The organism is Paraburkholderia lycopersici (assembly GCF_900096975.1).
In the GTDB taxonomy this organism is placed as follows: domain Bacteria; phylum Pseudomonadota; class Gammaproteobacteria; order Burkholderiales; family Burkholderiaceae; genus Paraburkholderia; species Paraburkholderia lycopersici.
In genome coordinates this window covers 74,248-98,211 of the sequence record NZ_FMYQ01000006.1, presented here as the reverse complement: position 1 = coordinate 98,211, position 23,964 = coordinate 74,248, and the positions used below count along the sequence as shown (strand labels likewise).

Below are 23,964 nucleotides of genomic sequence, written 5' to 3'. Positions count from 1 at the left end.
GGCTTTTGTTTTTTGGACATGCGTTGAGGGTGTGCGGCACCTCCTGGGGTCTTGGGGCGGCGTTCAGGACGCGGCGCGCACACGCTGGTCGATAGCCTCGCGAATGCGGTCGAACGCGGCGTCGAACGCGTTGTCCTGGGTCGGGAAGCGGCCGGTGGCGATGCCGTCTACGGGCACGGCGCCGCTTTCGCTGTCCGTGAGGCTGCGGAACGTCTGCGTCGAGATGAAGAAGCCGGCTTCGTGGTCGCCGTCCACGCCGGCCGTCATGTCGAATCCCATGTATTCGTAGGTGCGTCGGTTTTCCATGCGTGTCCTCCTCGTGGGCGCTTCGGGGATTCTGGCACGTCTGCGGCGAACCGCGTTCCGGCTTGCCGGGTCCGGTCCGGGACGTGCTGCCCGGTTTGCGCAGGCGCTCAGGCGATCTGCACTACCATGGCTTTGCGTCAGGCTAACCAGGAGGTGAAGAATGAACAAAGGATTCACGCTTCTCGCTGCACTGGCAATTCCAGCCCTGCTTGCGTCGACGTCGACGTTCGCGCAGCAGCCTCATCCGGGTCCGAACGAATACCGTGGCGGGCCGCCGCCCAATCACCCCCCGCCGCCCGACATGCCGCCGCCCCACTGGGGCAAGGGCGAACGCGTCCCGGCCGAATACCGTGATCGCCAGTACGTGATCGACGACTGGCGCCAGTACCACCTCAAGCCGCCGCCGCGCGGCTATCACTGGGTCGGCGCGGGCGGTCAGTATTATCTGGTGCGCAATTCGAACTGGGTCGTCGAGCGCGTCGGACCGTAACCTTCGATGCCGCGCGGCATCCCGTCTGAGGCCGGACCGGCGCTGCCGCGTCCGGTTTTTTTTACCGGCAGCGCCGTGGCGGCGGCCCGTGGATTCAGCACCTCCTGAAAAATTTTTCGCGCCGTGGTAGTTTCGCCGTTCTCCCTAACTGTACTGGACAACGTTTCGATGGAATACCGCACACTCGGCGATAGCGACGTCAAGGTGAGCCTGATCGGGCTCGGCACGATGACGTGGGGCGAGCAAAACACGGAGCGCGAGGCGCACGAGCAGATCGACTATGCACTCGACCACGGCGTCACCCTGGTCGATGCCGCGGAAATGTACCCCGTGCCGCCGCGCCCCGAGACCCAGGGCCAGACCGAGCGCTTCATCGGGACGTGGCTCGCGCAGCATCGCGCGGCGCGCGAGCGCATCGTGCTCGCCACCAAGATCGCGGGCCCGGCGCGCCAGCCGCACAATCCGCAGCACATTCGCGGACCGCAGAACCAGTTCGACCGCAAGAATCTCACCGAGGCGCTCGACGGCAGCCTCAAGCGCCTGCAGACCGATTACGTCGACCTCTATCAGCTGCACTGGCCCGACCGCAGCACGATGACGTTTGGCCGGAACGTCTATCCGTATATCGACGACGCCTGCACGGTGCCGATCGAGGAAACGCTCAGCGTACTCGCGGATTTCGTGAAGGCCGGCAAGGTCCGCCACATCGGCGTGTCGAACGAGACGCCTTGGGGCGTGGCGCAATTCCTGCGCGCGGCGGAAAAGCTCGGGCTGCCACGTATCGTCAGCATCCAGAATCCGTACAGCCTGCTCAACCGCACGTTCGAAAGCGGTCTCTCGGAATTTACGCATCGCGAAGGCGTGGGCCTGCTCGCGTATTCGCCGCTCGCGTTCGGCTGGCTCTCGGGCAAGTACGAGGGCGGGGCGCGGCCGGAAGGCGCGCGCATCACGCGGTTCGAGCGCTTCAAGCGCTACAGCAAGCCTGAATCGGTGGCCGCGACCTCGCGTTATGTGGATCTCGCCCGTACACACGGCTATACGTCCGCCCAGTTCGCGCTCGCGTTCGTCAACAGCCGGCCGTTCGTCACGAGCAATCTGATCGGCGCGACCTCGCTCGATCAGCTGAAGGAAAATATTGCCAGCGCCGACGTGAAGCTCACGCCCGAACTGCTTGCGCAGATCGACGCGCTGCACGAGCAGCAGCCGAACCCCGCGCCGTAACGCGCCCTCGGCGCCAGGCGGCGGCTGTTCGCGAGCTGCCAGGCGCCGAGGCGATCCGCCCCGGTGCCTGGCCGGCGGAGCCGCGTCAGCCGCGTTTGCACCAAAGTCGTTGGCGATTCGCAAGGCATACACTACGATCCAGCTTGCGCCGGCCGGGGCGCCATCACGCGACGCGCGAAAAGCGCGGTCGCTGTCCCGCCAGCCGCCCAGATCCGCTCATTCATGGAGAAACTTCACAATGACGAGCGCACGTCCCGCGCAATCGCCCCCGTCGTACGGCTGGCCCATCTTCATTTTGCTGGCGGTGGCCGGTCTCTTCTACGTGAAGTGGTTTCCGTACTATCACCGCGCGTTCACGGCCGAGGAGACGCACTCCATCGGCAAATCGATACTGATGGGCGGCGCGGCCAGCGCTCCTGCGCCGTCGTTCGCCGCGGCGCTCGACTATGCCTTCGCCTACGGCAAGGCGATCTGGCAGGCCATGGTGCTCGGGCTGTTGCTCGGGTCTGCCGTGCAGGCACTCCTGCCCGTGCAGTGGGTCGCGCGCGTGCTTGGCAGGCGCGGCTTCGGCAGCGTCGCGGCAGGCGGCTTGCTGGCGGTGCCCGGCATGATGTGCACCTGCTGCGCCGCGCCCGTGGTCGTGGGCCTGCGTGCGCGTAATGCGTCGGCGGGCGGGGCGATCGCGTTCTGGCTCGGCAACTCGGTGCTCAATCCCGCCACGCTCGTGTTCATGGGCTTCGTGCTCGGCTGGCAGTGGAGTGCGCTGCGTCTCACGCTGGGTCTGCTGATGGTGTTCGGCCTCGGCTGGCTCTGCAACCGGTTCGTCACGCCGGAGGAATCGCGCGCCGCCGACGACCGTCTCGCGCAGTTCACGCAGCAACAGGCCGAAGGCGGCAACGTGTTCGTGCGCTGGGCGCGCATCTTCGCGCGCATGGCCGTACGGCTCGTGCCCGAGTACATCGTGCTGGTGCTGCTGCTCGGCGCCGCGCGCGCCTGGCTCTTTCCGCATATCGGTCCGGAGGTCACGAGCAGTCTCGGCTGGATCGTCACCTTCTCCGTGGTCGGCATGTTGTTCGTAATTCCCACGGCCGGCGAGGTCCCCATCATCCAGGCGATGCTCGCGCTCGGCATGGGCGTCGGGCCCGCAGGCGCGCTCCTGATGACGCTGCCGCCCGTGAGCGTGCCTTCGTTCGCGATGCTGGCGGGCTCGTTCCGGCCGCGCATGCTCGCGATCGTCGGTGCGACGGTGGTGTTGTTCGGTGTCGTCGCGGGTCTCGCGACCGTGGCGCTGGGCTTCTAGGGCCGTCGGGACCAGCCAGGCGCCTTGCGAAGCAAGGCGTCGGCATTCACGTAATACGCGGACGGCATGCCGTCCGCCAAGGAGCGGGCCACGGCCCGAAAACCAGCATGGCACAGCAAAAAACCAATCCGAAGCTCGAGCAGGCGCTCACGCGCGGCGATCTCGCCATTCGTCAGGCCAATTCGGCTCGCGCGACGGCGGTGCTGCGCGCGCTCGGCAAGATGATCGTCGAGGCGTCGGCGACCATTGGCGTCGAGGCGCACACGTCGATTCCCGATGGCGATCGCATCTACGACCCGGCCGAGGGGCTTTGGCCGCAGTCGCTGCTGGTTTCGCTCGACGGGCCGGTGGAAGAGTCGGATCCCGAAGAGATCCGCACGGTGCGTCTGCTCGCGCAGACCCAGTCGACGATGTTCCGCGTGGAATGGCATCGCGCCGACGGCAAGATCGGCCGCCAGGAAGGCGGCCCGTTCGCGACGGTCGCGTTTATTTCGGACGTCGATATTCCCTGGGGCGACGACGAGGACTGAACGCCGCGCGGTGCGCGTTCAGCGCATCATGCGCCGGCGGAACAGCACGGAAGCGATCGCGAACGGCACCACCACGTAGATCGCGAGCACGAGCAGGTGCAGGCCGGCCTGCTCGACGGGCCGGCCGAGCATGGCGGGGCGGATCAGCGCGACCGCGTGCGCGAGCGGCAGCATCAGCGTGACGTGCTGCGCGGCGGCGGGCAATTGCGCGATCGGAAAGAACACGCCGGAGAGCAGCAGCATCGGCGTGAGCACGAGCGTCTGATAGAACATGAAGAAGTCGTAGGACGGCGCGAGCGCGGTGACGATCATCGCGCAGCTCGCGAACGCGAGGCCCGCGAGCGCGATCACGGGTAGCGCGAGCAGCATCGAAGGAAAGCTCGCGTAGCCGAGCAGGCCCGCCACCACCATGATCGCCGCGCCCGACAGCATCGATTTGCTCGCGGCCCACATCACCTCGCCCAGCACGATATCGCCAAGAGAAAGCGGCGTGTGCATGATCGCTTCCCACGTGCGCTGCACGTGCATGCGCGAAAAGCCCGAATACATCGACTCGAAGCTCGCCGACATCATCACCGACGACGACACCGTGCCCGCCGCGAGAAACGCGATGTACGACACGCCATCGACGTGCCCGACCATGAGCCCGAGCCCGAAGCCGAGGCCGAAGAGGTAGATCATCGGATCGGCGAGATTGCCGAACATCGATGCGATGGCGAGCTTGCGCCAGACCAGATAGTTGCGCCGCCACACGGCGATCCATTGCGTGGCGTTCGAAGGCAGCGCGGCGTGCGGCTCGCGTATCGGCGCGAGGGCCGGGCGTGCGGGAGTCGGGTTGTTGGTGCGTGTCTGCATGGTGTCCTTGGCAAGCCGTACGCCGTTAGTCCTGCATCTCGCGACCCGTGAGGCGCAGGAACACGTCTTCGAGATTCGCGGGCCGGTGCAGATAGCGCAGGTCCGAGCGATGGCGCAGCTTCGCATGCACGGGCGCCGGGTCGTCGACGTAGCAGAACAGCGTTTCGCCGCTGATCTCGGTGCGTTTCGCGTCGGCGGCGAGTTCCTCGCGCAGCGTGGCGGGGTCCGGGCCGTACACCTCGATCACGTCGCACCCGATCTCCGATTCGATCAGCGCCTTGGGCGCACCCTCGGCGATCTTGCGGCCTTCCTCGATCACGCAGACGCGGTTGCAAAGCCGTTCAGCCTCCTCCATGAAATGCGTGGTGAGAAGAATCGTCTTGCCGCGCGCGAGCAGCGAGCGCAGCCGCTCCCAGATGAGGTGGCGCGCCTGCGGGTCGAGGCCCGTGGTGGGCTCGTCCATCACGAGCACGTCGGGATCGTTTACGAGGGCGCGAGCGAGCGTGAGCCGCCGTCGCATGCCGCCGGAGAGTTCGCCGACGCGCGCGTCGGCTTTGCTTTCGAGGCGCGCGAATTCGAGCAGCGGCGCGACGAGGGCGCGCGTTTCGCGCGCGGACAAGCCGAAGTAGCGGCCGAACACGAGCAGGTTCTCGCGTACGGTGAAATCGGGGTCGAGATTGTCGAATTGCGGGACGACTCCCACGCGCTGGCGCGCGTGGCGCGCGCGTGCCGGCACCGGCTCGCCGCACAGGCTGATGCGCCCGGCATCGGGCGAAACGATGCCGAGGAGCATGCGCAGCGTCGTGGTCTTTCCCGCGCCGTTCGGACCCAGCAGTCCGAAGCATTCGCCGGGGACGACGTTGAACGACAGGCCGTTGACGACCGTCCTGTCTCCGTAGTGTTTGATGACCTGCTCGAATTCGATGGCGGGTGCGGGCATGGACCGGTTGAGCGTGAGTCGAACGGGCGTCGCGCGAATCGAACGAAACGTCGCACGAAACGAGGCGGCCTATTCTAGTGCATTGCCGTGCAGCAGGCTGGGCGTCGCTTCGCGGAAGCCCGGGCGCGCCCGAGGCGAATGCATGCCGCGGCACGCATTCGCCTTGCGCAAGCTGCGTGCGCGAATGGCGTTTACCGATGCCGACCTGGCGTTTTCCAACCCTTGCGTGTGGAATTGCGGCGCACCATCATGGAACCGCACAGCCTGCAAGTCATGCGGGCAGGGAGAAGCGATCATGGCGAGCTATAAAAAGATTCTGCTCTGTTACGACGGCTCGCGCGAAGGCCGCAAGGCGCTACGATGCGGCGCCGATCTCGCGCTCGATCTGCAGGCGGAAACGCATCTGCTCTCGGTTGTCGACATGCGTTCGACGATCGCACAGAGTGCGGGCCTGCTCACCGATGTGGCCTGCGGCCGCTTCGAGGAAACGGCTCGCGAAATCCTCCAGGAAGGCGTGGACTGGCTAACGGAGCGCGGCGTGCGCACGCAGGGGCACTTTGCATTCGGACATCCGATCGACGAAATCGCGAATCTGGCCAACGAGCTCCATGTCGATCTGGTGGTAGTGGGCCACCGTTGCCGCACGGGGCTCTCGCGCTGGTGGATGGGTGCGGGCAACACGCCGCTGCTCGACCGCGTGTCGTGCAGCATTTTGGTGGCATGTTCGTCGGCGGCTGAGGAGAAGCAGCAGCAAGCCGCTGCTTGACGCGCATGCGGCAGTACGGATGCGGCCTGCGTCGCGCACCTGTTCCGCGCGACATCAGCGGGCCGGTTCATCCCCAAGGCGGTCCGATTCGGCTTTCGCTTCAAATCAGTCTTTGTCCGAGACGTTCCCTTCGTTTAGCTCGACCGCCGAGAGCTTCCACGAGAAGAGCCCGTGACGCCGCAGGATGGCGGCATAGTGCTCGCCCGTGTTGCTGCGATCCCATGTGAGCGCAAACTCGTTGAGGCCGCGATAGCTGGCTGTGGTGACCGGCCTGGGCTCGGGCGTACCGTTGCCGGACGCGGCGGGAGCGGGCGGCGCTTCGGAAGCTGGCGGCGTCGCCTGAGGACGTTCGCCGGGCTTGCCCGTGGGCGGCATGCCGTTGAGCAGTGCGGTTACGCCGTCCGGCGTGGCATAGGCGTCCACGAGCGGCCCAATGAGCGCCGCGCCGATCACGGCGCCGAGAATCAGCAGCGGATTGCTGCTGTGCTGCGCTCCGATGCGCCGCTGCAGCATGTCGCCGACCTGCTGCTTGAGGCTTACGCGCAATGCGGGGTAATCGACGTACTGGTTCAGCGTGGCGGCGTCGCGCGCGTCCGCTGCGGCTTTCATGCGATTCACCGCGATGTAGGGCGACGCATAAGCGTAGCCGAGCAAGGCGACGATCGCGACGGCCGCGACCGTGATCGCGACGGGCTTCTTCCAGCCTTGCGGTTTACCTGGGTTCGTGAGGGGTTCCGTCATGGGGGGGGAGGTTTCGGACAAGTCGTTGAAACACGATGTTGACCGCAAACCCGCGAAAACGATCCCGAGCGCCGCCCCGTCGCATCGGAAGGCCCATAGGAAGGCCATGCGGGGTTACTTCGCGAGCGCCGCTGGCAGGTCGCTGTGCTGCTCGGCGATACAGCGGTCGATCGCGCGGCAAACCGCGTCTACCGTGCCGACCAGAATGAGCCGCGACGGGCCCTGGTAGACCCGCACGGGCGCGCGCCGCATGGGCTGCCCGGTATTGAGCGCGCCGTTGAGCGAAACGCGCGCGAACGCCGGCTGGGCCGAAGGCAGCGCAGGCAGGTCTGCCGTGCTGGTCGCCACCATGTCTGGCGTGTCCTCGAAGAGCGAGCCGTTCAGCGCGGCAGCCGAGGCGCGCACTTCCCGGACCGTACACGAGGCGATCCCGCGGAGGTGGCGCAGACGGCCGAATTGACGAAAGGGCAGCAAGCGGGCAAGGCGTTCCATGGCTCTCTCCAGAAGGTGCGCAGTCGGACTTCTTTAGAATTCGGTGGGCCGGATCAGGCCGACCGCAATGCCTTCGAGCGCGAAATCCGCGCTGCCGGCCTCGACAAAAATATTGTCGTAGTCGGGGTTCTCCGCGATCAGTTCGACGCCGTTCGGGCGCCGCTTCAGGCGCTTCACGGTCACGTCGTCGCCAAGGCGCGCCACGATGATCTGGCCGTCTTTCGCCTCGCTCTTCTTCTGCACGGCGAGCAGGTCGCCGTCGAGAATGCCGGCGTCGCGCATCGAGAGACCGCGCACCTTCAGCAGATAGTCGGGTCGGCTTGAGAAGAGCGCCGGGTCGCACATGTAGTTCTGGGAGATGTGCTCCAGCGCGAGGATCGGACTGCCCGCCGCGACGCGACCGACGAGCGGCAGCGATAGCTGCATGATGCTCGGGTGCGGCAGCGTGAACTGGTGCGGCATATCGTCGGGCCCCGCCACGAGGCGGATGCCGCGCGAGGCGCCTGCGGCCAGCTCGATCACGCCCTTGCGCGCCAGTGCGCGCAGGTGCTCCTCAGCCGAATTGGCCGAACTGAAGCCGAGTTCCGCCGCGATTTCGGCGCGCGTAGGCGGGAAGCCCGTGCGCTCGATCGCCCGGCGGACCAGATCGAAAACCTGCTGCTGTCGTGCGGTGAGTTTGGTCATGGCGCCACTGTATGTTTGAACAGGTGACTGTATTTTTATACAGTACTCGCCGCTTTTCAAGTGTTACTTGAAGTTCGTCCCCTGACCGCCGCCAGGCGGGCGTTTTCCCGTGTTAATGCAGAGAAATCAGTGCGTTCGCAGCGACTTCCTCTGCCCTTACCACTTTTGCGTATTAAAGAATGAGGAAACATTATTTTTAATGATGTAAGCAGGTCGCTAGACTGGCCTCCATCGTTAGCGGCAAACCACACACGACACGGAGAACAGATAAATGGGTACGAGGAATACGGGGCGCGGGGGCTGGCTGAAAACACTGGCGGCAAAAGTGGTCATCGGCGTCGCGCCGCTGGCCGGTATCGCGGCGATGGCGCCCGCGGCCGCCCACGCGGATACCGCGCTGCTCAACGTGTCCTACGACCCGACGCGCGAGCTGTACCAGGACATCAACGAGGCCTTCATCAAGCAGTGGAAGGCGAAGACGGGCGAAACGCTCACCATCAAGCAGTCGCACGGCGGTTCGGGCGCCCAGGCGCGGTCGGTGCTCGACGGCCTGCAAGCCGACGTCGTGACGCTCGCGCTTGCATGGGACATCGACGCGCTCGCCAACAAGGGCCTCGTCGCGAAAGACTGGCAAAAGCGCCTGCCCGACAATGCCTCGCCTTATACGTCGACCATCGTGTTCCTCGTGAGGAAGGGCAATCCCAGGCACATCAAGGACTGGGACGATCTGATCAAGCCGGGTGTCTCGATCGTCACGCCGAATCCGAAGACCTCGGGCGGCGCGCGCTGGAACTACCTCGCCGCGTGGGCGTACGCGCTGCACCAGCCGGGCGGCAACGAGCAGAAGGCGAAGGAGTTCGTCTCGAAGCTCTACAAGAACGCGGGCGTGCTCGACTCGGGCGCGCGCGGCGCGACCACGAGCTTCGTGCAGCGTGACATCGGCGACGTGCTGATCGCATGGGAGAACGAAGCGTTCCTCTCGCTCAAGGAGTTCGGCCCGGAGAAGTTCGAGATCGTGGTGCCTTCGGTGAGTATCCTCGCCGAGCCGCCCGTGGCCGTGGTGGACAAGGTCGTCGACAAACGCGGGACGCGCAGGCAGGCCGAAGCGTATCTGCAGTTCCTCTACAGCGAAGAAGGCCAGGAGATCGCCGCGAGGAACTTCTACCGTCCGCGCTCGGACAAGGTTCCTGCGGCGCTTACGGCGAAATTTCCGAAGCTGAAGCTCTATACGGTCGACGACACGTTCGGCGGCTGGACCAACGCGCAGAAGACGCATTTCGCGGATGGCGGCGTGTTCGACTCGATCTATCAACCGCAGTAATGCGGGAACAGCAGGAATGCAGTAACGGCCGGCAATCGATAACCGATGCGACCGCATAACAAAGAAGCGCGCCCACGGGCGCGCTTTTCGGCGCCGCTTTTGAGCACGGAGAGCGCGCAACCCATGTCTGGACGATGAGCATGACGACGTTTCGATCGACGTTTCGATTACGCAAGCCCAGCGCACTGCCGGGATTCGGCATGACGCTCGGCATCACGGTGGCTTACCTGAGCCTCGTGGTGCTCATTCCGCTTGCCGCCACCTTCCTCAAGACCGCCACGCTCGACTGGAGCCAGTTCGTGCGCGCCGTGTGGTCGCCGCGCGTGATCGCGTCGTATCGGCTCACGTTTACGGCGGCGCTCGGCGGGGCGCTCATTAACGCGGTGTTCGGCTTTTTGCTCGCGTGGGTGCTCGTGCGCTATACGTTCCCGCTCAAGCGCATCGTCGACGCGCTCGTCGATCTGCCGTTCGCGCTGCCGACTTCGGTGGCGGGTATCTCGCTCGCAGCCGTCTATGCCGGCAATGGCTGGATCGGCCAGTTTTTGCAGCCGCTCGGCCTCAAGATCGCGTTTACGCCGCTTGGCGTGCTCGTGGCGCTGACCTTCATCGGCCTGCCTTTCGTCGTGCGCACGGTGCAGCCGGTGCTCGAGGATTTCGAGCGCGAGCAGGAGGAGGCCGCCGCGTGCCTCGGCGCGTCGCGCTGGCTCACGTTTCGCCGCGTCGTGCTGCCTGCCGTGCTCCCGGCGCTGCTCACCGGGTTTGCGCTCGCGTTCGCGCGCGCGCTGGGCGAATACGGCTCGGTCATCTTCATCGCGGGCAACGTGCCGATGAAGTCGGAAATCACGTCGCTCCTCATCATCACGAAGCTCGAACAATACGACTACGCGGGCGCGACGGCGCTCGCCGTGGTCATGCTCTGCGTCTCGTTCGTCATGCTGCTTCTCATCAATTCGCTGCAGTGGTACTTGCAGCGGCGCACGAGCCGGGGCGTCCCGGCGGCCGGCGCGCCCCATGCCGTTGCCGGCGCAACTGTCGCGGGAGGTGCGCAATGAGCCGGGTGCCGCAATCGCGAGGCGCGCGCGGACCGGACCCCGTGACCGAGGCGCCCTGGGTGCGCTGGCTGCTCACGGGCATCGCGCTCGCGTTTCTCGCGCTCTTTCTGGTGGTGCCGCTCGTCGCCGTGTTCTGGCAGGCTCTTTCAAAGGGCGTCGGTTTTTATTTCGAGTCGCTCGCCGACCCCGACGCGCTTTCCGCGATCAAGCTCACGCTCATCACCGCGGCGATCGCGGTGCCGCTCAATCTGGCGTTCGGCCTCGCGGCTTCGTGGGCGATCGCCAAGTTCGAGTTTCGCGGCAAGGCGCTGCTCACCACGCTGATCGACCTGCCGTTCTCGGTCTCGCCCGTGATCTCGGGCCTTGTCTACGTGCTGCTGTTCGGCGCACAGGGCTGGCTCGGGCCGTGGCTCGAAGACCATAACGTACAGATCATCTTCGCGGTGCCCGGCATCGTGCTCGCGACGATCTTCGTGACGTTCCCCTTCGTCGCGCGCGAGCTGATTCCGCTGATGCAGGCGCAAGGCAACGACGAGGAAGAGGCCGCGCACGTGCTGGGCGCCTCGGGCTGGCAGATGTTCCGCCGCGTCACGTTGCCCAATATCCGGTGGGGTTTGCTGTACGGCGTGATTCTCTGCAACGCGCGCGCGATGGGCGAGTTTGGCGCGGTCTCGGTGGTGTCGGGCCATATTCGCGGCCAGACTGACACGATGCCGCTGCACGTCGAGATCCTCTACAACGAATACAACTTTGCGGCGGCGTTCGCGGTTGCGTCGCTGCTCGCGTTGCTCGCGCTCGTGACGCTGGGCCTGAAGCTGCTCGCCGAGCGCCATCTTTCGGCCGAGCTGCGCGGCGCCGACGAGGTTCCCGCGCATGCGGGGCCGCCTGTGGCCGCCTCGCAGCAGGTCTCGCAACATGCAGGGGCGCCTCGCGCAGTGCGTCAGGCGGTTCAACAGCAACATTTCGTGGGGCCGCAGTAAGGCGCCAGTGCGCCGGCTCTGGCCGACAGGAGAGCAGTCAACATGGGCATCACCGTTAGCAATCTGCAGAAGCGCTTCGGCGACTTCACCGCCCTCGATAACGTGTCGCTCGATTTTCCGCCGGGCGAGCTCGTCGCCTTGCTCGGACCTTCCGGTTGCGGCAAGACCACGCTGCTGCGCGTGATCGCGGGCCTCGAATACGCCGACGCGGGCCAGGTCGTGCTGCAAGGCCAGGACGTGGGCGCGGTGGGCGCGCGCGAGCGTCAGGTAGGTTTCGTGTTCCAGCATTACGCGCTGTTCCGCCATATGACGGTGTTCGAAAACGTGGCGTTCGGCCTGCGCGTGAAGCCGCGCAGCGAGCGGCCCTCGGAAGCCGTGATCCGCGAGAAGGTGCACGAGCTGCTCAAGCTCGTGCAGCTCGACTGGCTCGCGCAGCGCTATCCGTCCGAGCTTTCGGGCGGCCAGCGTCAGCGCATCGCGCTCGCTCGCGCGCTCGCCGTCGAGCCGAAGGTGCTGCTGCTCGACGAGCCGTTCGGCGCGCTTGACGCCAAGGTGCGCAAGGAGCTGCGCTCCTGGCTGCGACGCCTGCACGACGACCTGCACATCTCGACGATCTTCGTCACGCACGACCAGGAAGAAGCGCTCGAAGTGGCCGACCGCATCGTCGTGATGAATCACGGGCGCGTGGAGCAGGTGGGCGGCCCGCAGGACGTCTACGATCATCCGCAGACGGCTTTCGTCTACGAATTTCTCGGCGCGGCGAACCGGCTGCGCGGAAGCGTGGACTCGCGCGGCTTCGTGGCCGACGGCGCGGCGCAGCCGATCTCGGTGCAGGCGAGCTTCGAGGGCCCGGCGCTCGCCTATGTGCGGCCGCACGATCTCGTGCTGCATCGCGAGGCGAGCGATCGTCGCGACGGCATCGTCGTCGACGTGCGGCGCGTGGTGACGCTGGGCGGCTCGGTGCGCGTGGAGCTCGAAAGCCGCGCGGGCGGCGTGCTCGAAGCCGAACTCGACCGCGAGTCGTGGCGCGAGCTGGGAATCGCGGTAGGCGAGGGGGTGACGGCCGTTCCGCGGGGGCTGCGCGTGTTTCCCGCGCAATGAGCGGCGCAGTTCGCGCGACAGTGTTCACATCGACTAAAACGAATAATCGGTCGGCAGTATCGGAGAAAAGACCATGAATTTTCAGCAGTTGCGTTTCGTGCGCGAAGCCGTGCGGCAGAACATGAACCTGACCGAGGTCGCGAACGTGCTTTATACGTCGCAGTCGGGCGTCTCGAAGCAGATCAAGGATCTCGAAGACGAGCTCGGCGTCGACATCTTCATTCGCCGCGGCAAGCGCCTGACCGGCCTCACGGAGCCCGGCAAAGCCGTGCATCAGCTGATCGAGCGCATGCTGCTCGACGCCGAGAACCTGCGCCGCGTGGCGCGCCAGTTCGCGGACCAGGACAGCGGCCACCTCGTGGTCGCGACGACGCACACGCAGGCGCGCTACGCGCTGCCGAAAGTCGTGCACCAGTTCCGCGAGGTGTTTCCGAAGGTGCATCTCGCGCTGCGCCAGGGGAATCCGCAGCAGATCGCGCAGATGATCATCAACGGCGAGGCCGACATCGGCATCTCGACCGAGGCGCTCGACCGCTTCTCCGACATCGTCACGTTTCCGTGCTACTCGTGGCATCACGTGGTGGTGGTGCCGAAGACGCATCCGCTCGTGGGCCGCGAGAATCTCACGCTGGAAGACGTGGCCGAATATCCGGTCATCACTTACGACCAGGACTTCACGGGGCGCTCGCACATCGACCAGGCGTTTGCGAAGGCGGGCGTGGTGCCCGACGTGGTGCTGACCGCCATCGACGCCGACGTGATCAAAACCTACGTCGAGCTCGGCATGGGCGTGGGCATCGTCGCGGCGATGGCCTACGAGGCGAAACGCGACACCGAACTCGTCGCGCTCGATACGGAGCATCTGTTCGAGGAGAGCACGACGCGCGTGGGGCTGCGCAGGGGCGCGTTCCTGCGTCAGTACGCGTACCGGCTCATCGAGATGTTCGCGCCGCAGCTCACCGAGCAGCAGATCGCGAGCCAGTTGCGCGAGCCAGGCTGATATCGCGCCGGTTTTCGTGGCGGCCGGCGGATCGCTTAAAATCGCCGCCATGAACACTTCCCCTTCCTTTTCGCCGGCGGCGCCCAAGGTGTTGCCGCGCATTGCCGTACTCGCCACCGGTGGGACCATCGCGGGCTCCGCGGCCGACGCCGCGAACACCGCCGGCTATCAGGCCGGCGTGATCGGCGTCGCGCAGTTGCTCGCGGCCGTGCCGGGCCTCGACGCCATTGCGCAGATCCAGGCCGAGCAGGTCGCGAGCATCGACAGTAAGGACATGTCGCTCGCGCTGTGGACCACGCTCGCGCAGCGCGTGAACGAATTGCTGGCGAGCGACGAGATCGACGGCGTGGTGATCACGCACGGCACGGACACGCTCGAAGAAACCGCCTACCTGCTGCACCTCACGGTGAAAAGCGCGAAGCCCTGCGTGCTGACGGCGGCCATGCGGCCCGCCACGGCGCTTTCGGCCGACGGGCCGCTGAATCTGCTCAACGCCGTCACGCTCGCTGCGAGCGCGACAGCGGCGGGGCAAGGCGTGATGGTGGCGTTCAACAACCGCATTCATTGCGCGCGCGACGTCGCGAAGATCAGCACCTATGCCGTCGATGCGTTCCAGTCGCCCGAAATCGGCGCGCTGGGCTGGGTGCAGGATGGGCGCGTGGAGTGCCAGCGCCGCGCGCTGCGCCCGCATACGATCGATGCACCGTTTTCCGCGCCGTCGCAGTGGCCGCAGGTCGAGATCGTGACGAGCTATGCCGGCGTGTCGCGCGCGGCGGTCGAAGCGCTCGTGGCCGCCGGTGTCGACGGCCTCGTCGTGGCCGGCACGGGCAACGGCTCGATTCACGGTGCCTTGCAGCAGGCGCTGGCCGAGGCGGCCGCGAGGGGCGTGGCCGTCGTGCGCGCGTCGCGCGTCGGCTCGGGCCACGTGATGCATAACGGCGCGGCGAAAGACGATGCGCTCGGCTTCGTCTCCGCCGGCACGCTGAGCCCTTACAAGGCGCGCGTGCTGCTGCTGCTCGCGCTCGCTGCAGGCGCAACCGGCAAGGCGGCATTGCAGGGCGTATTCGATACGTACTGAACGCAAGCGGCGCCGTAAAAAGAAAACGGGCCTGGCGGCGATTCGCCAGGCCCGTTTTGTTTGCCGCCTCGCTTATTGCAGCGGCGGGATTACGAGCACCTGACCCGGATAGATCTTGTCCGGGCTCTTGAGCATCGGCGTGTTCGCCTCAAAGATCACGTCGTTTTTCGCGCCGCTGCCGTAGTACTTCTCGGCGATCTTCCAGAGGTTGTCGCCGGCGACCACCGTGTGGTGCTGCGCTTCGGGCGCCGGATTCGTCACGGTCATCTGGTCGTCGACCTTGTCGACGTTCTGCACGTTGCCGGCCGCGACGAGAATCTTCTCCTTCGTCGGCTGGTCGGCGGCGTTGCCGGTCACGGTCACGGTGTGCGAGACGCCGTCGTAGGTCACGCCGAGGTTGTCGGCGTCGAGACCCTGCGAGCGGATATAGGCCGCGATGGCGTCGCCGGCTTTCTGGTTCAGCGCGGCGAGATTCGCGGCGGCGTCGGCCGGTGCGGCGGCTGGTTCGGCGGCGGCCGGCGCGGCGCTCGCGCCGAACAGTTTTTCGCCGGCTTCCTTGATGAAATTGATGATGCCCATCGATCACACTCCTCACGTGCAGGAAATGACTGGGGTGGTCGCGTTTCGCGTCCACCTTGAGCCGTCTGCGTGACAGACGGATGAAAGGGATGAAAGCACGATTATGGAAACGCGGCCGTGAAGGTGTCCATCGGGGCGACGTTAAAGACTGTGAAACGCGGGGAACGAAGAAAACGAAGAAAACGAAAAAGGGCATCCGTACGCGGACACCCGGTGACGACGTCTGACCGACCAAGGCTTCCCCGCCGTCACCGGGCGCCGCTTTCGGACCCCACTGGCCGCCCTCAGCCCAGAGCGGCACCGATTTGCCCCGCGGCGGTTGCCGCCGCCACGGAGCGCCCCACGGGAGGCCGGCGCGCGCCATAGCGTTCGCGCGTCAGCCCGAATGTGTGATCGAATTGCGGCGGCGGTTCGCGCGTTGCGTCGTGCGAACCGCCGTGCCGCGACTTATGCGGCCTTCACTTGCGCCGCCGGCTCGGCGATCTCGAAGTTCGCCATGATTTCGAGCGCGCGGATCAGCGCCGAGTGGTCCCACGCCTTGCCGCCGTTCGCCGCGCACACGCTGAAGAGCTGCTGCGCGCTCGCCGTGTGCGGCAGCGCGATGCCGAGCTTGCGCGCGCCGTCGAGGGCGAGGTTCAGGTCCTTCTGGTGCAGTTCGATGCGAAAGCCCGGATTGAACGTGCGCTTCGTCATGCGCTCGCCGTGCACTTCGAGAATGCGCGACGAAGCGAAGCCGCCCATCAGCGCACGGCGCACGCGCTCCGGATCGGCGCCCGAGCGCGCGGCGAACAGCAGCGCCTCGGCCACGGCCTCGATGTTCAGCGCGACGATGATCTGGTTCGCCACCTTGCAGGTCTGGCCTGCGCCGTTGTCGCCGATGAGCGAGATGTTCTTGCCCATCAGTTCGAACAGCGGCAATGCACGCTCAAACGACTTCTGCGGGCCGCCCACCATGATCGTGAGCGTGGCTTCGCGTGCGCCGACTTCGCCGCCCGAGACGGGCGCGTCGAGATAGTCGCAGCCGAGCGCGTTGATCTGCTTCGCGAACTGCTGCGTTTCGATGGGCGAAATCGAGCTCATGTCGATCACGAGCTTGCCGGCCGACAGCCCCTTGGCGACGCCGTCGTCGGCGAACAGCACGTTGCCGACGTCGGGCGTGTCCGGCACCATCACGATGACGATGTCCGAAGTCTTCGCCACGGCCGTCGAATCGGCGACGACCTCGGTTTGCGCGCGCAGATCGTCGGGCACCGGGTACTTGCCGTTCACGGCGAGCGCGTGGCCGCCCTTGATGAGATTGCGCGCCATGTGCGCGCCCATGATGCCCAGTCCGATAAAGCCAATCTTTGCCATCAGTGTTTCTCCATTAAGTCGAATGCGGGTGTCCCGTCCCGCGTCGTTCAGGCGAGTTCGGCGGTGCGCTGCTTCGCGCTGCGCAGCCAGCCGAGACCTTCGACAGTCGTCGTGCGCGGCTTGTACTCGCAGCCGATATAGCCCTCGTAGCCGAGCGAATCGAGCAGATCGAACAGGAACGGGTAGTGGATTTCGCCGGTGCCGGGCTCGTTGCGGCCCGGGTTGTCGGCAAGCTGGATGTGGGCGATCTTCGCGAAGTGCTTTTTGATCGTCGCGGCCAGTTCGCCCTCCATGCGCTGCATGTGATAGATGTCGTACTGCAGGAACAGGTTGTCCGACTTCGTTTGGGCGATTACGTCGAGCGCCTCGGCCGAGCGGTTCAGCGCGAAGCCGGGAATGTCGTACGCGTTGCACGGCTCGACCAGCAGTCGGATGCCTTCGCGCCCGAGCTCGCCGGCCGCGTAGCGCAGGTTCTCCACGATCGTGGCGAGCGCCGTCTCGCGATCCATGCCGGCCGCCGGAATGCCGACGAGACAGTTCAGTTGCGGCACCTTCAGCGCCTTCGCATACGCGATCGCGCGGCCGACGCCTTCCTGGAACTCGCCTTTACGATCGGGCAGGCACGCAATGCCGCGCTCGCCCGCATCCCAGTTGCCCGCGGGCAGGTTGTGCAGCACGAGCTTCAGTCCGTTGGCTTCGAGACGCTCGGCGAGGTCGGCGGCCTTGTACGGATACGGGAACAGGAACTCGACGGCGTCGAAGCCCGCTTGCGCAGCCGAGGCGAAGCGGTCGAGAAACGGCACTTCATTGAACAGCATGGTGAGGTTCGCGGCAAATTTCGGCATGGGTGTGCCTCCTGGGGCGATGAGTGGGAGAGAGACCGCTTTTCGCACGTCAGGGCTGAGCGCGAAAAGCGGATGAGGCAAAACGCTGAAACATCAGGATTGCAGAGCGATGGCCGTCGGCGCGTGCTCGGGCTTCTCGGCGAGTTCCTCGAACTCGTTGATCGCGTCGATTTCCGCGCCCATCGAAATGTTGGTCACGCGTTCGAGAATCACCTCGACCACGACGGGCACGCTGAACTCGGCGGCAAGCGACTGCGCCTGTTTCAAGGCCGGGGCGATGTCCTCGGGCTTGAACACGCGCAGCGCCTTGCAGCCAAGTCCTTCGGCCACCGCGACGTGATCGACGCCATAGCCGTTCACTTCGGGCGCGTTGATGTTCTCGAACGCGAGCTGCACGCAGAAGTCCATGTCGAACTGGCGCTGCGCCTGGCGGATCAGGCCGAGGTACGAGTTGTTCACCACGACGTGGACGTAGGGCAGCTTGAACTGCGCGCCCACGGCCAGCTCCTCGATCATGAACTGGAAGTCGTAGTCGCCCGAAAGCGCCACGATGGGCCGCGACGGGTCGGCCGCGCGCACGCCGAGCGCCGCCGGAATCGTCCAGCCGAGCGGGCCGGCCTGGCCGCAGTTGATCCAGTTGCGCGCCTTGTACACATGCAGGAACTGCGCGCCCGCGATCTGCGAAAGGCCGATCGTGCTCACGTAGCAGGTGTCGCGGCCGAACGCCTTGTTCATTTCTTCGTACACGCGCTGCGGCTTGATCGGCGCATTGTCGAAGTGCGTCTTGCGGTGCATCGTGCGCTTGCGTTGCTGGCAGTCGGCCACCCACGCGCCGCGGTCCTTCAGCTTGCCCGCGGCCTGCCATTCCTGCGCGACTTCGACGAACAGCTCGAGCGCGGCTTTCGCGTCCGAGACGATGCCGAGGTCCGGGCCGAACACGCGGCCGATCTGCGTCGGTTCGATGTCGACGTGCACGAACTTGCGGCCCTTCGTGTAGACCTCGACGCTGCCCGTGTGGCGGTTCGCCCAGCGGTTGCCGATGCCGAGCACGAAATCCGAGGCGAGCATCGTGGCGTTGCCGTAGCGGTGCGAAGTCTGCAGGCCGACCATGCCGGCCATGAGCGGATGGTCGTCGGCGATGGCGCCCCACGACATCAGCGTCGGGATCACGGGCACGCCCACCGTTTCGGCGAACTTGACGAGCAGGTCCTCGGCCGCCGCGTTGAGCACGCCGCCGCCCGAGACGATCAGCGGCCTCTCGCTCGCATTGAGCAGTTCGAGCGCGGCTTCGATCTGCTTGCGCGTCGCCTTCGGCTTGTAGACGGGCAGCGGCTCGTAGGTGCCGATGTCGAATTCGATCTCGGCGAGTTGCACGTCGATCGGCAGGTCCACGAGCACGGGGCCCGGGCGGCCCGAGCGCATCAGGTGGAACGCCTGCTGGAACACGCGCGGCACGAGCGCCGGCTCGCGCACGGTCACGGCCCACTTCGTGACGGGTTTGGCGATCGACTCGATATCGACGGCCTGGAAGTCCTCCTTGTAGAGGCGGGCGCGCGGCGCCTGGCCCGTGATCGCGAGGATCGGAATCGAGTCGGCCTGCGCGGAATAGAGGCCCGTGATCATGTCGGTGCCCGCGGGGCCCGAGGTGCCGATGCATACGCCGATGTTGCCGGGCGCGGCGCGCGTATAGCCTTCGGCCATGTGCGAGGCGCCCTCGACGTGGCGCGCCAGCACGTGCGTGATGCCGCCGGCCTGCTTGAGCGCCGAGTAGAGCGGATTGATGGCGGCGCCCGGCACGCCGAAGGCGGTGTCGATGCCTTCTTTTTCGAGCACGAGCACGGCGGCGTCGACGGCTCTCATTTTGGCCATGAATATCTCCTGAATGTCTCGTATGCGAGGAATGGCTAAGCGGTTGAGGCCCACTGTAGGCGTGCGGGAAAGGTTTGATAAGATCAGTCCAGGTCGTTTATTCCGAAACAAAAAGTATGGAATGCCGGTGCGGCGGCGTTTTCGGGCGGGGCGTCCGGGATGGCGGGCGGCGCACCGGCGCTCGGGTCGGATCGGGGAGAGGAGACAGGAAATGGACCGCTTCAAGCAGATCGAAACCTTCGTGCGCGTGGCGGACGCAGGCAGCCTCGCTGCGGCGGCGCTCGAGGAGGGCGTCTCGCCGGTGATACTCGGGCGGCGCATCGACGCGCTGGAAAAGCGCCTCGGCGTGAAGCTGATCTACCGCTCGACGCGGCGGCTCGTGGTGAGCGAGGAAGGCGCTGCGTTTCTGGAGCGTTGCCGCGGCCTGCTCGCCGACTGGGACCAGGCCGAGAACGAACTTTCGGCGGGCCGCCAGGTGGTGAGCGGCCATTTGATCGTTTCGGCCCCCGCCGCGTTCGGGCGCAAGCACGTTGCGCCGCTCGCACCCGGGTTTCTCGCCGACAAGCCGGAGCTGCAGGTGTCGTTCAATCTCACCGACCGCGTGGTCGATCTGGTGCGCGAGGGCTACGATCTGTCGATCCGCATCGGCGGCGCGGTCGATCCGAACTTCGTCGCCGTGAAGCTGGCCTCGAACCGCCGCGTGGTGTGCGGCACGCCCGAATACTTTCGCAAGCACGGGCGCCCGAAAGCGCTCGAAGACTTGCCCAACCACAACTGCCTTGCGTTCAACCTGCAGGGCGGCCAGAACCGCGGCTGGTACTTCAGCCGCAACGGCAAGCTCGTGACCGTTCGCGTGGGCGGCACGCTCGACTGCAACGACGGCGAACTGCTGCACCGCTGGGTGACCGAAGGCCTCGGACTTGGCTGGCGCTCGACATGGGAGATCGACGCACAGCTCGCGCGCGGCGAGCTCGAAACCGTGCTCGACGAGTACGCGCTGCCCGATTACGACATCCTCGCGGTGTATCCGCAGCAGCGTTACGTGCCCGCGAGAGTGCGGTATTTCATCGACTACCTCAAGGAGGTCTACGCGCGGCCCGGTTACTGGAGCGGCGCGTAGTCCTCGCGCCGTCAACCGACCACGATCACGCCGTTCATCGACTCGTGCCCCGAGCCACAGAAGATGTCGCACAAAAACGGCACGGTGCCCGCGTCGCCCGCCGTGGCGGCGAGCTTGACCACGGTGCCCGGCGGCACGTCGGCGCGCACGCCGAACTGAGGGATCGAGAAACCCATCGTGGTGTCCTGCGCGGTGATCTCGAACACGACCTGCTCGTGCGGAGCGAGCGCGATGTGATCGGGCGCGAAGACGAAGCGCCGCGCGTGGACCTTGATGACGCGCGGCGCGGCGTGCGCGTCGATGCGCAGCAAGGCCGCGGCGCTCGCGGCGGCGGCAACGAGCCAGCGGCGGCGCGCCGCGCTGGGCGCACGGGCGAAGAGCGGGGCGAGTTTCGGCATCCTGGGCTCCCGGTTGGTGTCGACGGGTGTCGATGGGTGTCGATGCGTTCAGCCCAGCGTGCGGATCGGCATTTCGTTGAGCGCGTAAGCCTGCGGCGCGCCGTCGACCTCGACGCTGCGCCAGCCGAGTCCCTTGTACGGCGCGGATGCGTCCCAGGGCACCGGCAGGCGTTGCGCCTGCGACATCGGCGCGGGCAGCGGGAACATCAGCGAGCGCGCGGCGTGATGCGCGATCGTGCCCGTCATCGCGTGATGCTCCTGGTGGATGTGGCCGTAGAACACGGTGACGTACGGATGCTTCTGCAGCAGCGAGATCGCCTGGGCGCCGTCGCGCGTTGCCCAGTCCCACTGGGGCGCGAGGTCGAAGAGCGGACGGTGCGTGAAGACGACGATGCGCGCGTCCTCCGGCTGCCGGTTCAGATCGTCGGCGAGCCACGCAAGCTGGGTCTCGCCGATGCGTCCCGCCGGATCGGACACATTGTCGAGCACGATGAAGTGCACGCCGCGATGGTCGAATGTGTAGTGCGTCTCGCCGAACAGTTCGCGAAACGCGGCGCCGTTGTCGAGGCTCGCGTCGTGCTCGCCGGGCATCAGATGGAGCGGCTTCGCGCGCAATCCGCCGACGATTTGCTGGAACTCGCGCATGCGCGCGCGGCGCACGGCGGGGTCGTCGGTCGTGTGGGTGAGGTCGCCCGTGAACATCACGAAGTCGGGTTGGGCCGGCAGCGCGTTGACGGCGGCGATCGCCTTCGGCAGCGTGCCCTTCGCGTCGGGATTGACGGCCGGGCCCTCGAAGCCCCAGTGGGCGTCGGAGAGCTGTACGAAGAAGAAGTTGGCATGGCCCGCTGCCTGGCCGGCGGCCCAGCCGGGCAGCGCCGAGGCGAACGCGGCGCCGCCGCCGACGGCGGCCAGGTGCAGGAAATCGCGGCGGGTGAGGCGGGTGTGCATGACAGTCTCCTCTCGGGTTGGATGACTGTCCTACCGGATTGATACGCTTTCCATTCCCACATTTTTTTCGTATTCGCGTGTGCGCGGCGGGAATAAACTGGGCCCGGCGTCGGTAATGCGTGCATCGCGGCCACGGTCGCGCGAGCCAGACGAAGACGCGAGGGGACGACGTGGGCGAATCCGCGTACGAGCAGGACGAGGCAGGGCGCAGCCGCCGTTTCCAGGCGCTGGCGCTGCCGCATCTCGATGCGGCCTACAACCTCGCGCGCTGGCTCTCGCGCAATCCGGGCGACGCGGAAGACATCGTCCAGGAGGCGTTTCTGCGCGCGTTTCGCTTCTTCGACGCGTTTCGCGGCGAAGAAGCGCGCCCGTGGCTGCTCGCGATCGTGCGGCGCGTCTGGTACGACGAGTGGCGGCGGCGCGCGGGCGCGGAAGACGTCGCGCCGCTCGACGACCTGCGCGACGACGCGCCGCTCGAAGGCTGGGAAACGGGCGGCATCGATCCCGAGACGCTCGCCATCCGTGCCGAGGACGCGCGCCACGTGCAGGCCGCGCTGCAGCGCCTGCCCGTGGAATACCGCGAGGTGCTGGTGCTGCGCGAGCTCGAGGAACTTGGCTACCGTGAAATCGCAGCGATTGCCGACTTGCCCGTCGGCACGGTGATGTCGCGGCTCTCGCGCGGCCGGCGGCGTCTTGCGGTGCTGCTGGCGGCTTACCGGGGTGCCGGGCGCGGCCAGGCATCGGCGGGCGAAGCGGCCATGCGCGCAGACGGTTGTGGGGAAGGCCGGCCGGGAGTCGGGGGAAGCCGTCAAGCCAGGAGATCATCCGGCCGTGAAACGGGCGGACGGTTCCGCGAGGAGCCGTCCGCCGACGGCGGCGCGCCTTCGCGCCAACGCCCACGTACCGAAGGCCGTACCACGGAGGCGCCCGATGAACTGTAACGAAGCGCGCCCGCTGGTCGACGCGAGCGTCGATCGCGAACTCTCCGCCGCCGACGAGTGGCGCGTGCGCGAGCATCTGGCCAGTTGCGCAGCGTGCCGCCGCGCCGCCGACGAGGCGCAGGCCATTTCCCGCATGATTCGCTGCGCGCCCTATCACCGGCCGCCCGCCGGGCTTGCCGCGCGCATCGTTGCTTCTTTGCCGGCGACGGAGGACGCGCCCGCGATGGCAAGCCGGTCGCCTTCGCGCGCGCGCGGTCCGTCCGGGTGGCGCGCGTGGCTGCGCGACCGGCTGCAAGGCGGCCAGGCGGCAGGCGGCGGCGGGGCGGGCGGCTGGAGCGCCCCGGCAGACGGCGCGGGCCCGCGCGCGGCGACGCTAGCGTGGTTCGGCTGCGCCGCGCTGGTGCTGTGCGCGCTCGCCGTGATCGCCGCGTTGCATCTGCGTCGCCCGGCGGCGGAAGCCGCGTTCGTCGATGATCTGGTGTCGAGCCACGTGCGCGCCCAGATCTCGGGCCGCGACCTCGACGTGATCTCGACGGACCGCCATACCGTGAAGCCGTGGTTCAACGGCCGCATCGACTACGCGCCACCCGTCTTCGACCTGGCGCAGCAGGGCTTTGCGCTCGCTGGAGGGCGCCTCGACTATGTGGGGCGCGAGCGCGTCGCGGTGCTCGTCTATCACTATCGCAAGCACGTGATCGACGTCTACGTGTTCCCGCCCGGCGCGAGCGGCTCGGTGTTCCCGGGCGGCGCGGCGACGCATACGAGCGAGGGCTACGCACTCGAGCGCTGGCAGGCGGCGGGCATGACGTGGTGGGCCGTGACGGACGCGGGCGCCGATGCGCTCGACGGCCTGCGCGCGGCGCTCGACGCCCGTCTTTCGGCTGGCGCGAGCGAGACGGCCGGCGGGTAGGCGCTGCCGCAACGTGGCGCCACGAGGCGAGACATGTTCAGGCGACATGCGCGCCGCAAGTCATTGAAAACACGCCCGAATCAGACCGCCGCCGCGCGATTCCAGTTGCGCGGGCGGCAGCGGCGCGCTACAATCTTCGGCTTC

Annotated in this window: 26 protein-coding genes; 14 read left to right on the top strand and 12 right to left on the bottom strand. The window is 66.7% G+C overall.

Annotated elements, in window-relative coordinates:
- Positions 1–63 precede the first annotated feature (63 nt).
- A complete protein-coding gene (locus tag BLU17_RS09145; protein WP_091996407.1) occupies positions 64–306 on the bottom strand; it encodes a hypothetical protein in 243 nt (80 codons plus the stop codon).
- 160 nt (positions 307–466) lie between these two features.
- Here BLU17_RS09145 and BLU17_RS09140 point away from each other — a divergent pair, with 160 nt between their 5' ends.
- The 4 genes from BLU17_RS09140 (at position 467) to BLU17_RS09125 (ending at position 3,847) form a co-directional block, all read left to right on the top strand.
- Positions 467–796 (top strand): RcnB family protein, encoded by a 330-nt coding sequence (locus BLU17_RS09140; protein ID WP_091996406.1) that lies wholly within the window; start codon positions 467–469, stop codon positions 794–796.
- A gap of 168 nt (positions 797–964) precedes the next feature.
- Positions 965–2,017 carry an NADP(H)-dependent aldo-keto reductase gene (locus BLU17_RS09135; RefSeq protein WP_091996405.1) on the top strand — a complete coding sequence of 351 codons (1,053 nt, stop codon included), beginning with the start codon at positions 965–967 and terminating at the stop codon, positions 2,015–2,017.
- A gap of 238 nt (positions 2,018–2,255) precedes the next feature.
- Entirely contained in the window at positions 2,256–3,317 is a 1,062-nt protein-coding gene (locus BLU17_RS09130; protein ID WP_091996404.1) for a permease, read from the top strand.
- A gap of 107 nt (positions 3,318–3,424) precedes the next feature.
- Complete coding sequence (locus BLU17_RS09125) at positions 3,425–3,847, top strand: hypothetical protein (protein ID WP_091996403.1); 423 nt, start codon at positions 3,425–3,427, stop codon at positions 3,845–3,847.
- An 18-nt stretch (positions 3,848–3,865) separates the two neighbouring features.
- Here BLU17_RS09125 and BLU17_RS09120 read toward each other — a convergent pair whose 3' ends face one another.
- Positions 3,866–4,702 carry an ABC transporter permease gene (locus tag BLU17_RS09120; protein ID WP_091996402.1) on the bottom strand — a complete coding sequence of 279 codons (837 nt, stop codon included), beginning with the start codon at positions 4,700–4,702 and terminating at the stop codon, positions 3,866–3,868.
- Between the two features lie 25 nt (positions 4,703–4,727).
- Positions 4,728–5,642, bottom strand: coding sequence for a nodulation factor ABC transporter ATP-binding protein NodI (gene nodI / locus BLU17_RS09115; RefSeq protein ID WP_091996401.1), 915 nt, complete (start codon positions 5,640–5,642; stop codon positions 4,728–4,730).
- Positions 5,643–5,937: 295 nt separating this feature from the next.
- On the opposite strand from nodI, the gene BLU17_RS09110 reads away from it, so the two are divergent.
- Entirely contained in the window at positions 5,938–6,408 is a 471-nt protein-coding gene (locus tag BLU17_RS09110) for a universal stress protein (protein ID WP_091996400.1), read from the top strand.
- Between the two features lie 105 nt (positions 6,409–6,513).
- Here the strand turns inward: BLU17_RS09110 and BLU17_RS09105 are convergent, their stop codons facing one another.
- From BLU17_RS09105 to lexA, 3 genes are all read right to left on the bottom strand, one after another.
- Complete coding sequence (locus BLU17_RS09105) at positions 6,514–7,149, bottom strand: DUF2939 domain-containing protein (protein ID WP_091996399.1); 636 nt, start codon at positions 7,147–7,149, stop codon at positions 6,514–6,516.
- A 114-nt stretch (positions 7,150–7,263) separates the two neighbouring features.
- Entirely contained in the window at positions 7,264–7,641 is a 378-nt protein-coding gene (locus BLU17_RS09100; RefSeq protein ID WP_091996398.1) for a hypothetical protein, read from the bottom strand.
- A gap of 33 nt (positions 7,642–7,674) precedes the next feature.
- Positions 7,675–8,325 carry a transcriptional repressor LexA gene (lexA, locus tag BLU17_RS09095; protein ID WP_091996397.1) on the bottom strand — a complete coding sequence of 217 codons (651 nt, stop codon included), beginning with the start codon at positions 8,323–8,325 and terminating at the stop codon, positions 7,675–7,677.
- 271 nt (positions 8,326–8,596) lie between these two features.
- Here lexA and BLU17_RS09090 point away from each other — a divergent pair, with 271 nt between their 5' ends.
- The 6 genes from BLU17_RS09090 (at position 8,597) to BLU17_RS09065 (ending at position 14,857) form a co-directional block, all read left to right on the top strand.
- Positions 8,597–9,646 carry a sulfate ABC transporter substrate-binding protein gene (locus tag BLU17_RS09090; protein WP_091996396.1) on the top strand — a complete coding sequence of 350 codons (1,050 nt, stop codon included), beginning with the start codon at positions 8,597–8,599 and terminating at the stop codon, positions 9,644–9,646.
- 140 nt (positions 9,647–9,786) lie between these two features.
- Positions 9,787–10,698 carry a sulfate ABC transporter permease subunit CysT gene (cysT, locus tag BLU17_RS09085; RefSeq protein WP_091996525.1) on the top strand — a complete coding sequence of 304 codons (912 nt, stop codon included), beginning with the start codon at positions 9,787–9,789 and terminating at the stop codon, positions 10,696–10,698.
- Positions 10,695–11,678 carry a sulfate ABC transporter permease subunit CysW gene (cysW, locus tag BLU17_RS09080; RefSeq protein ID WP_245746778.1) on the top strand — a complete coding sequence of 328 codons (984 nt, stop codon included), beginning with the start codon at positions 10,695–10,697 and terminating at the stop codon, positions 11,676–11,678. Before cysT ends, cysW begins: the two co-directional genes overlap by 4 nt.
- A 42-nt stretch (positions 11,679–11,720) precedes the next feature.
- A complete protein-coding gene (locus tag BLU17_RS09075; RefSeq protein ID WP_091996395.1) occupies positions 11,721–12,779 on the top strand; it encodes a sulfate/molybdate ABC transporter ATP-binding protein in 1,059 nt (352 codons plus the stop codon).
- A 73-nt stretch (positions 12,780–12,852) separates the two neighbouring features.
- Entirely contained in the window at positions 12,853–13,779 is a 927-nt protein-coding gene (locus BLU17_RS09070) for a CysB family HTH-type transcriptional regulator (RefSeq protein WP_091996394.1), read from the top strand.
- A gap of 49 nt (positions 13,780–13,828) precedes the next feature.
- Positions 13,829–14,857, top strand: a complete 1,029-nt coding sequence (locus BLU17_RS09065) for an asparaginase (protein WP_091996524.1) — start codon at positions 13,829–13,831, stop codon at positions 14,855–14,857.
- Between the two features lie 72 nt (positions 14,858–14,929).
- Here BLU17_RS09065 and lysM read toward each other — a convergent pair whose 3' ends face one another.
- From lysM to gcl, 4 genes are all read right to left on the bottom strand, one after another.
- Positions 14,930–15,436 carry a peptidoglycan-binding protein LysM gene (gene lysM, locus BLU17_RS09060; protein WP_091996393.1) on the bottom strand — a complete coding sequence of 169 codons (507 nt, stop codon included), beginning with the start codon at positions 15,434–15,436 and terminating at the stop codon, positions 14,930–14,932.
- 447 nt (positions 15,437–15,883) lie between these two features.
- Positions 15,884–16,789, bottom strand: a complete 906-nt coding sequence (locus tag BLU17_RS09055) for a 2-hydroxy-3-oxopropionate reductase (RefSeq protein ID WP_091996392.1) — start codon at positions 16,787–16,789, stop codon at positions 15,884–15,886.
- A 47-nt stretch (positions 16,790–16,836) separates the two neighbouring features.
- Entirely contained in the window at positions 16,837–17,634 is a 798-nt protein-coding gene (hyi, locus tag BLU17_RS09050) for a hydroxypyruvate isomerase (RefSeq protein ID WP_091996391.1), read from the bottom strand.
- A 93-nt stretch (positions 17,635–17,727) separates the two neighbouring features.
- The gene (gene gcl, locus BLU17_RS09045) at positions 17,728–19,503 is read right to left on the bottom strand and encodes a glyoxylate carboligase (RefSeq protein ID WP_091996390.1); all 1,776 of its coding nucleotides are present in this window, start codon (positions 19,501–19,503) and stop codon (positions 17,728–17,730) included.
- 211 nt (positions 19,504–19,714) lie between these two features.
- Between gcl and BLU17_RS09040 the strand changes: the two genes are divergently transcribed.
- Positions 19,715–20,623, top strand: coding sequence for a LysR family transcriptional regulator (locus BLU17_RS09040; RefSeq protein WP_091996389.1), 909 nt, complete (start codon positions 19,715–19,717; stop codon positions 20,621–20,623).
- Between the two features lie 11 nt (positions 20,624–20,634).
- Here BLU17_RS09040 and BLU17_RS09035 read toward each other — a convergent pair whose 3' ends face one another.
- Together BLU17_RS09035 and BLU17_RS09030 are read right to left on the bottom strand one after the other, a co-directional pair.
- Positions 20,635–21,021 (bottom strand): cupredoxin domain-containing protein, encoded by a 387-nt coding sequence (locus BLU17_RS09035; protein ID WP_091996388.1) that lies wholly within the window; start codon positions 21,019–21,021, stop codon positions 20,635–20,637.
- Positions 21,022–21,069: 48 nt separating this feature from the next.
- Positions 21,070–21,969 (bottom strand): metallophosphoesterase family protein, encoded by a 900-nt coding sequence (locus BLU17_RS09030; RefSeq protein WP_091996387.1) that lies wholly within the window; start codon positions 21,967–21,969, stop codon positions 21,070–21,072.
- Positions 21,970–22,139: 170 nt separating this feature from the next.
- On the opposite strand from BLU17_RS09030, the gene BLU17_RS09025 reads away from it, so the two are divergent.
- Both BLU17_RS09025 and BLU17_RS09020 read left to right on the top strand, forming a co-directional pair.
- Positions 22,140–22,910 (top strand): RNA polymerase sigma factor, encoded by a 771-nt coding sequence (locus BLU17_RS09025; RefSeq protein WP_091996523.1) that lies wholly within the window; start codon positions 22,140–22,142, stop codon positions 22,908–22,910.
- On the top strand, positions 22,900–23,820 hold the full coding sequence (locus tag BLU17_RS09020; protein ID WP_091996386.1) for a zf-HC2 domain-containing protein: 921 nt from the start codon (positions 22,900–22,902) through the stop codon (positions 23,818–23,820). Before BLU17_RS09025 ends, BLU17_RS09020 begins: the two co-directional genes overlap by 11 nt.
- The last annotated feature ends 144 nt before the right edge of the window (positions 23,821–23,964 follow it).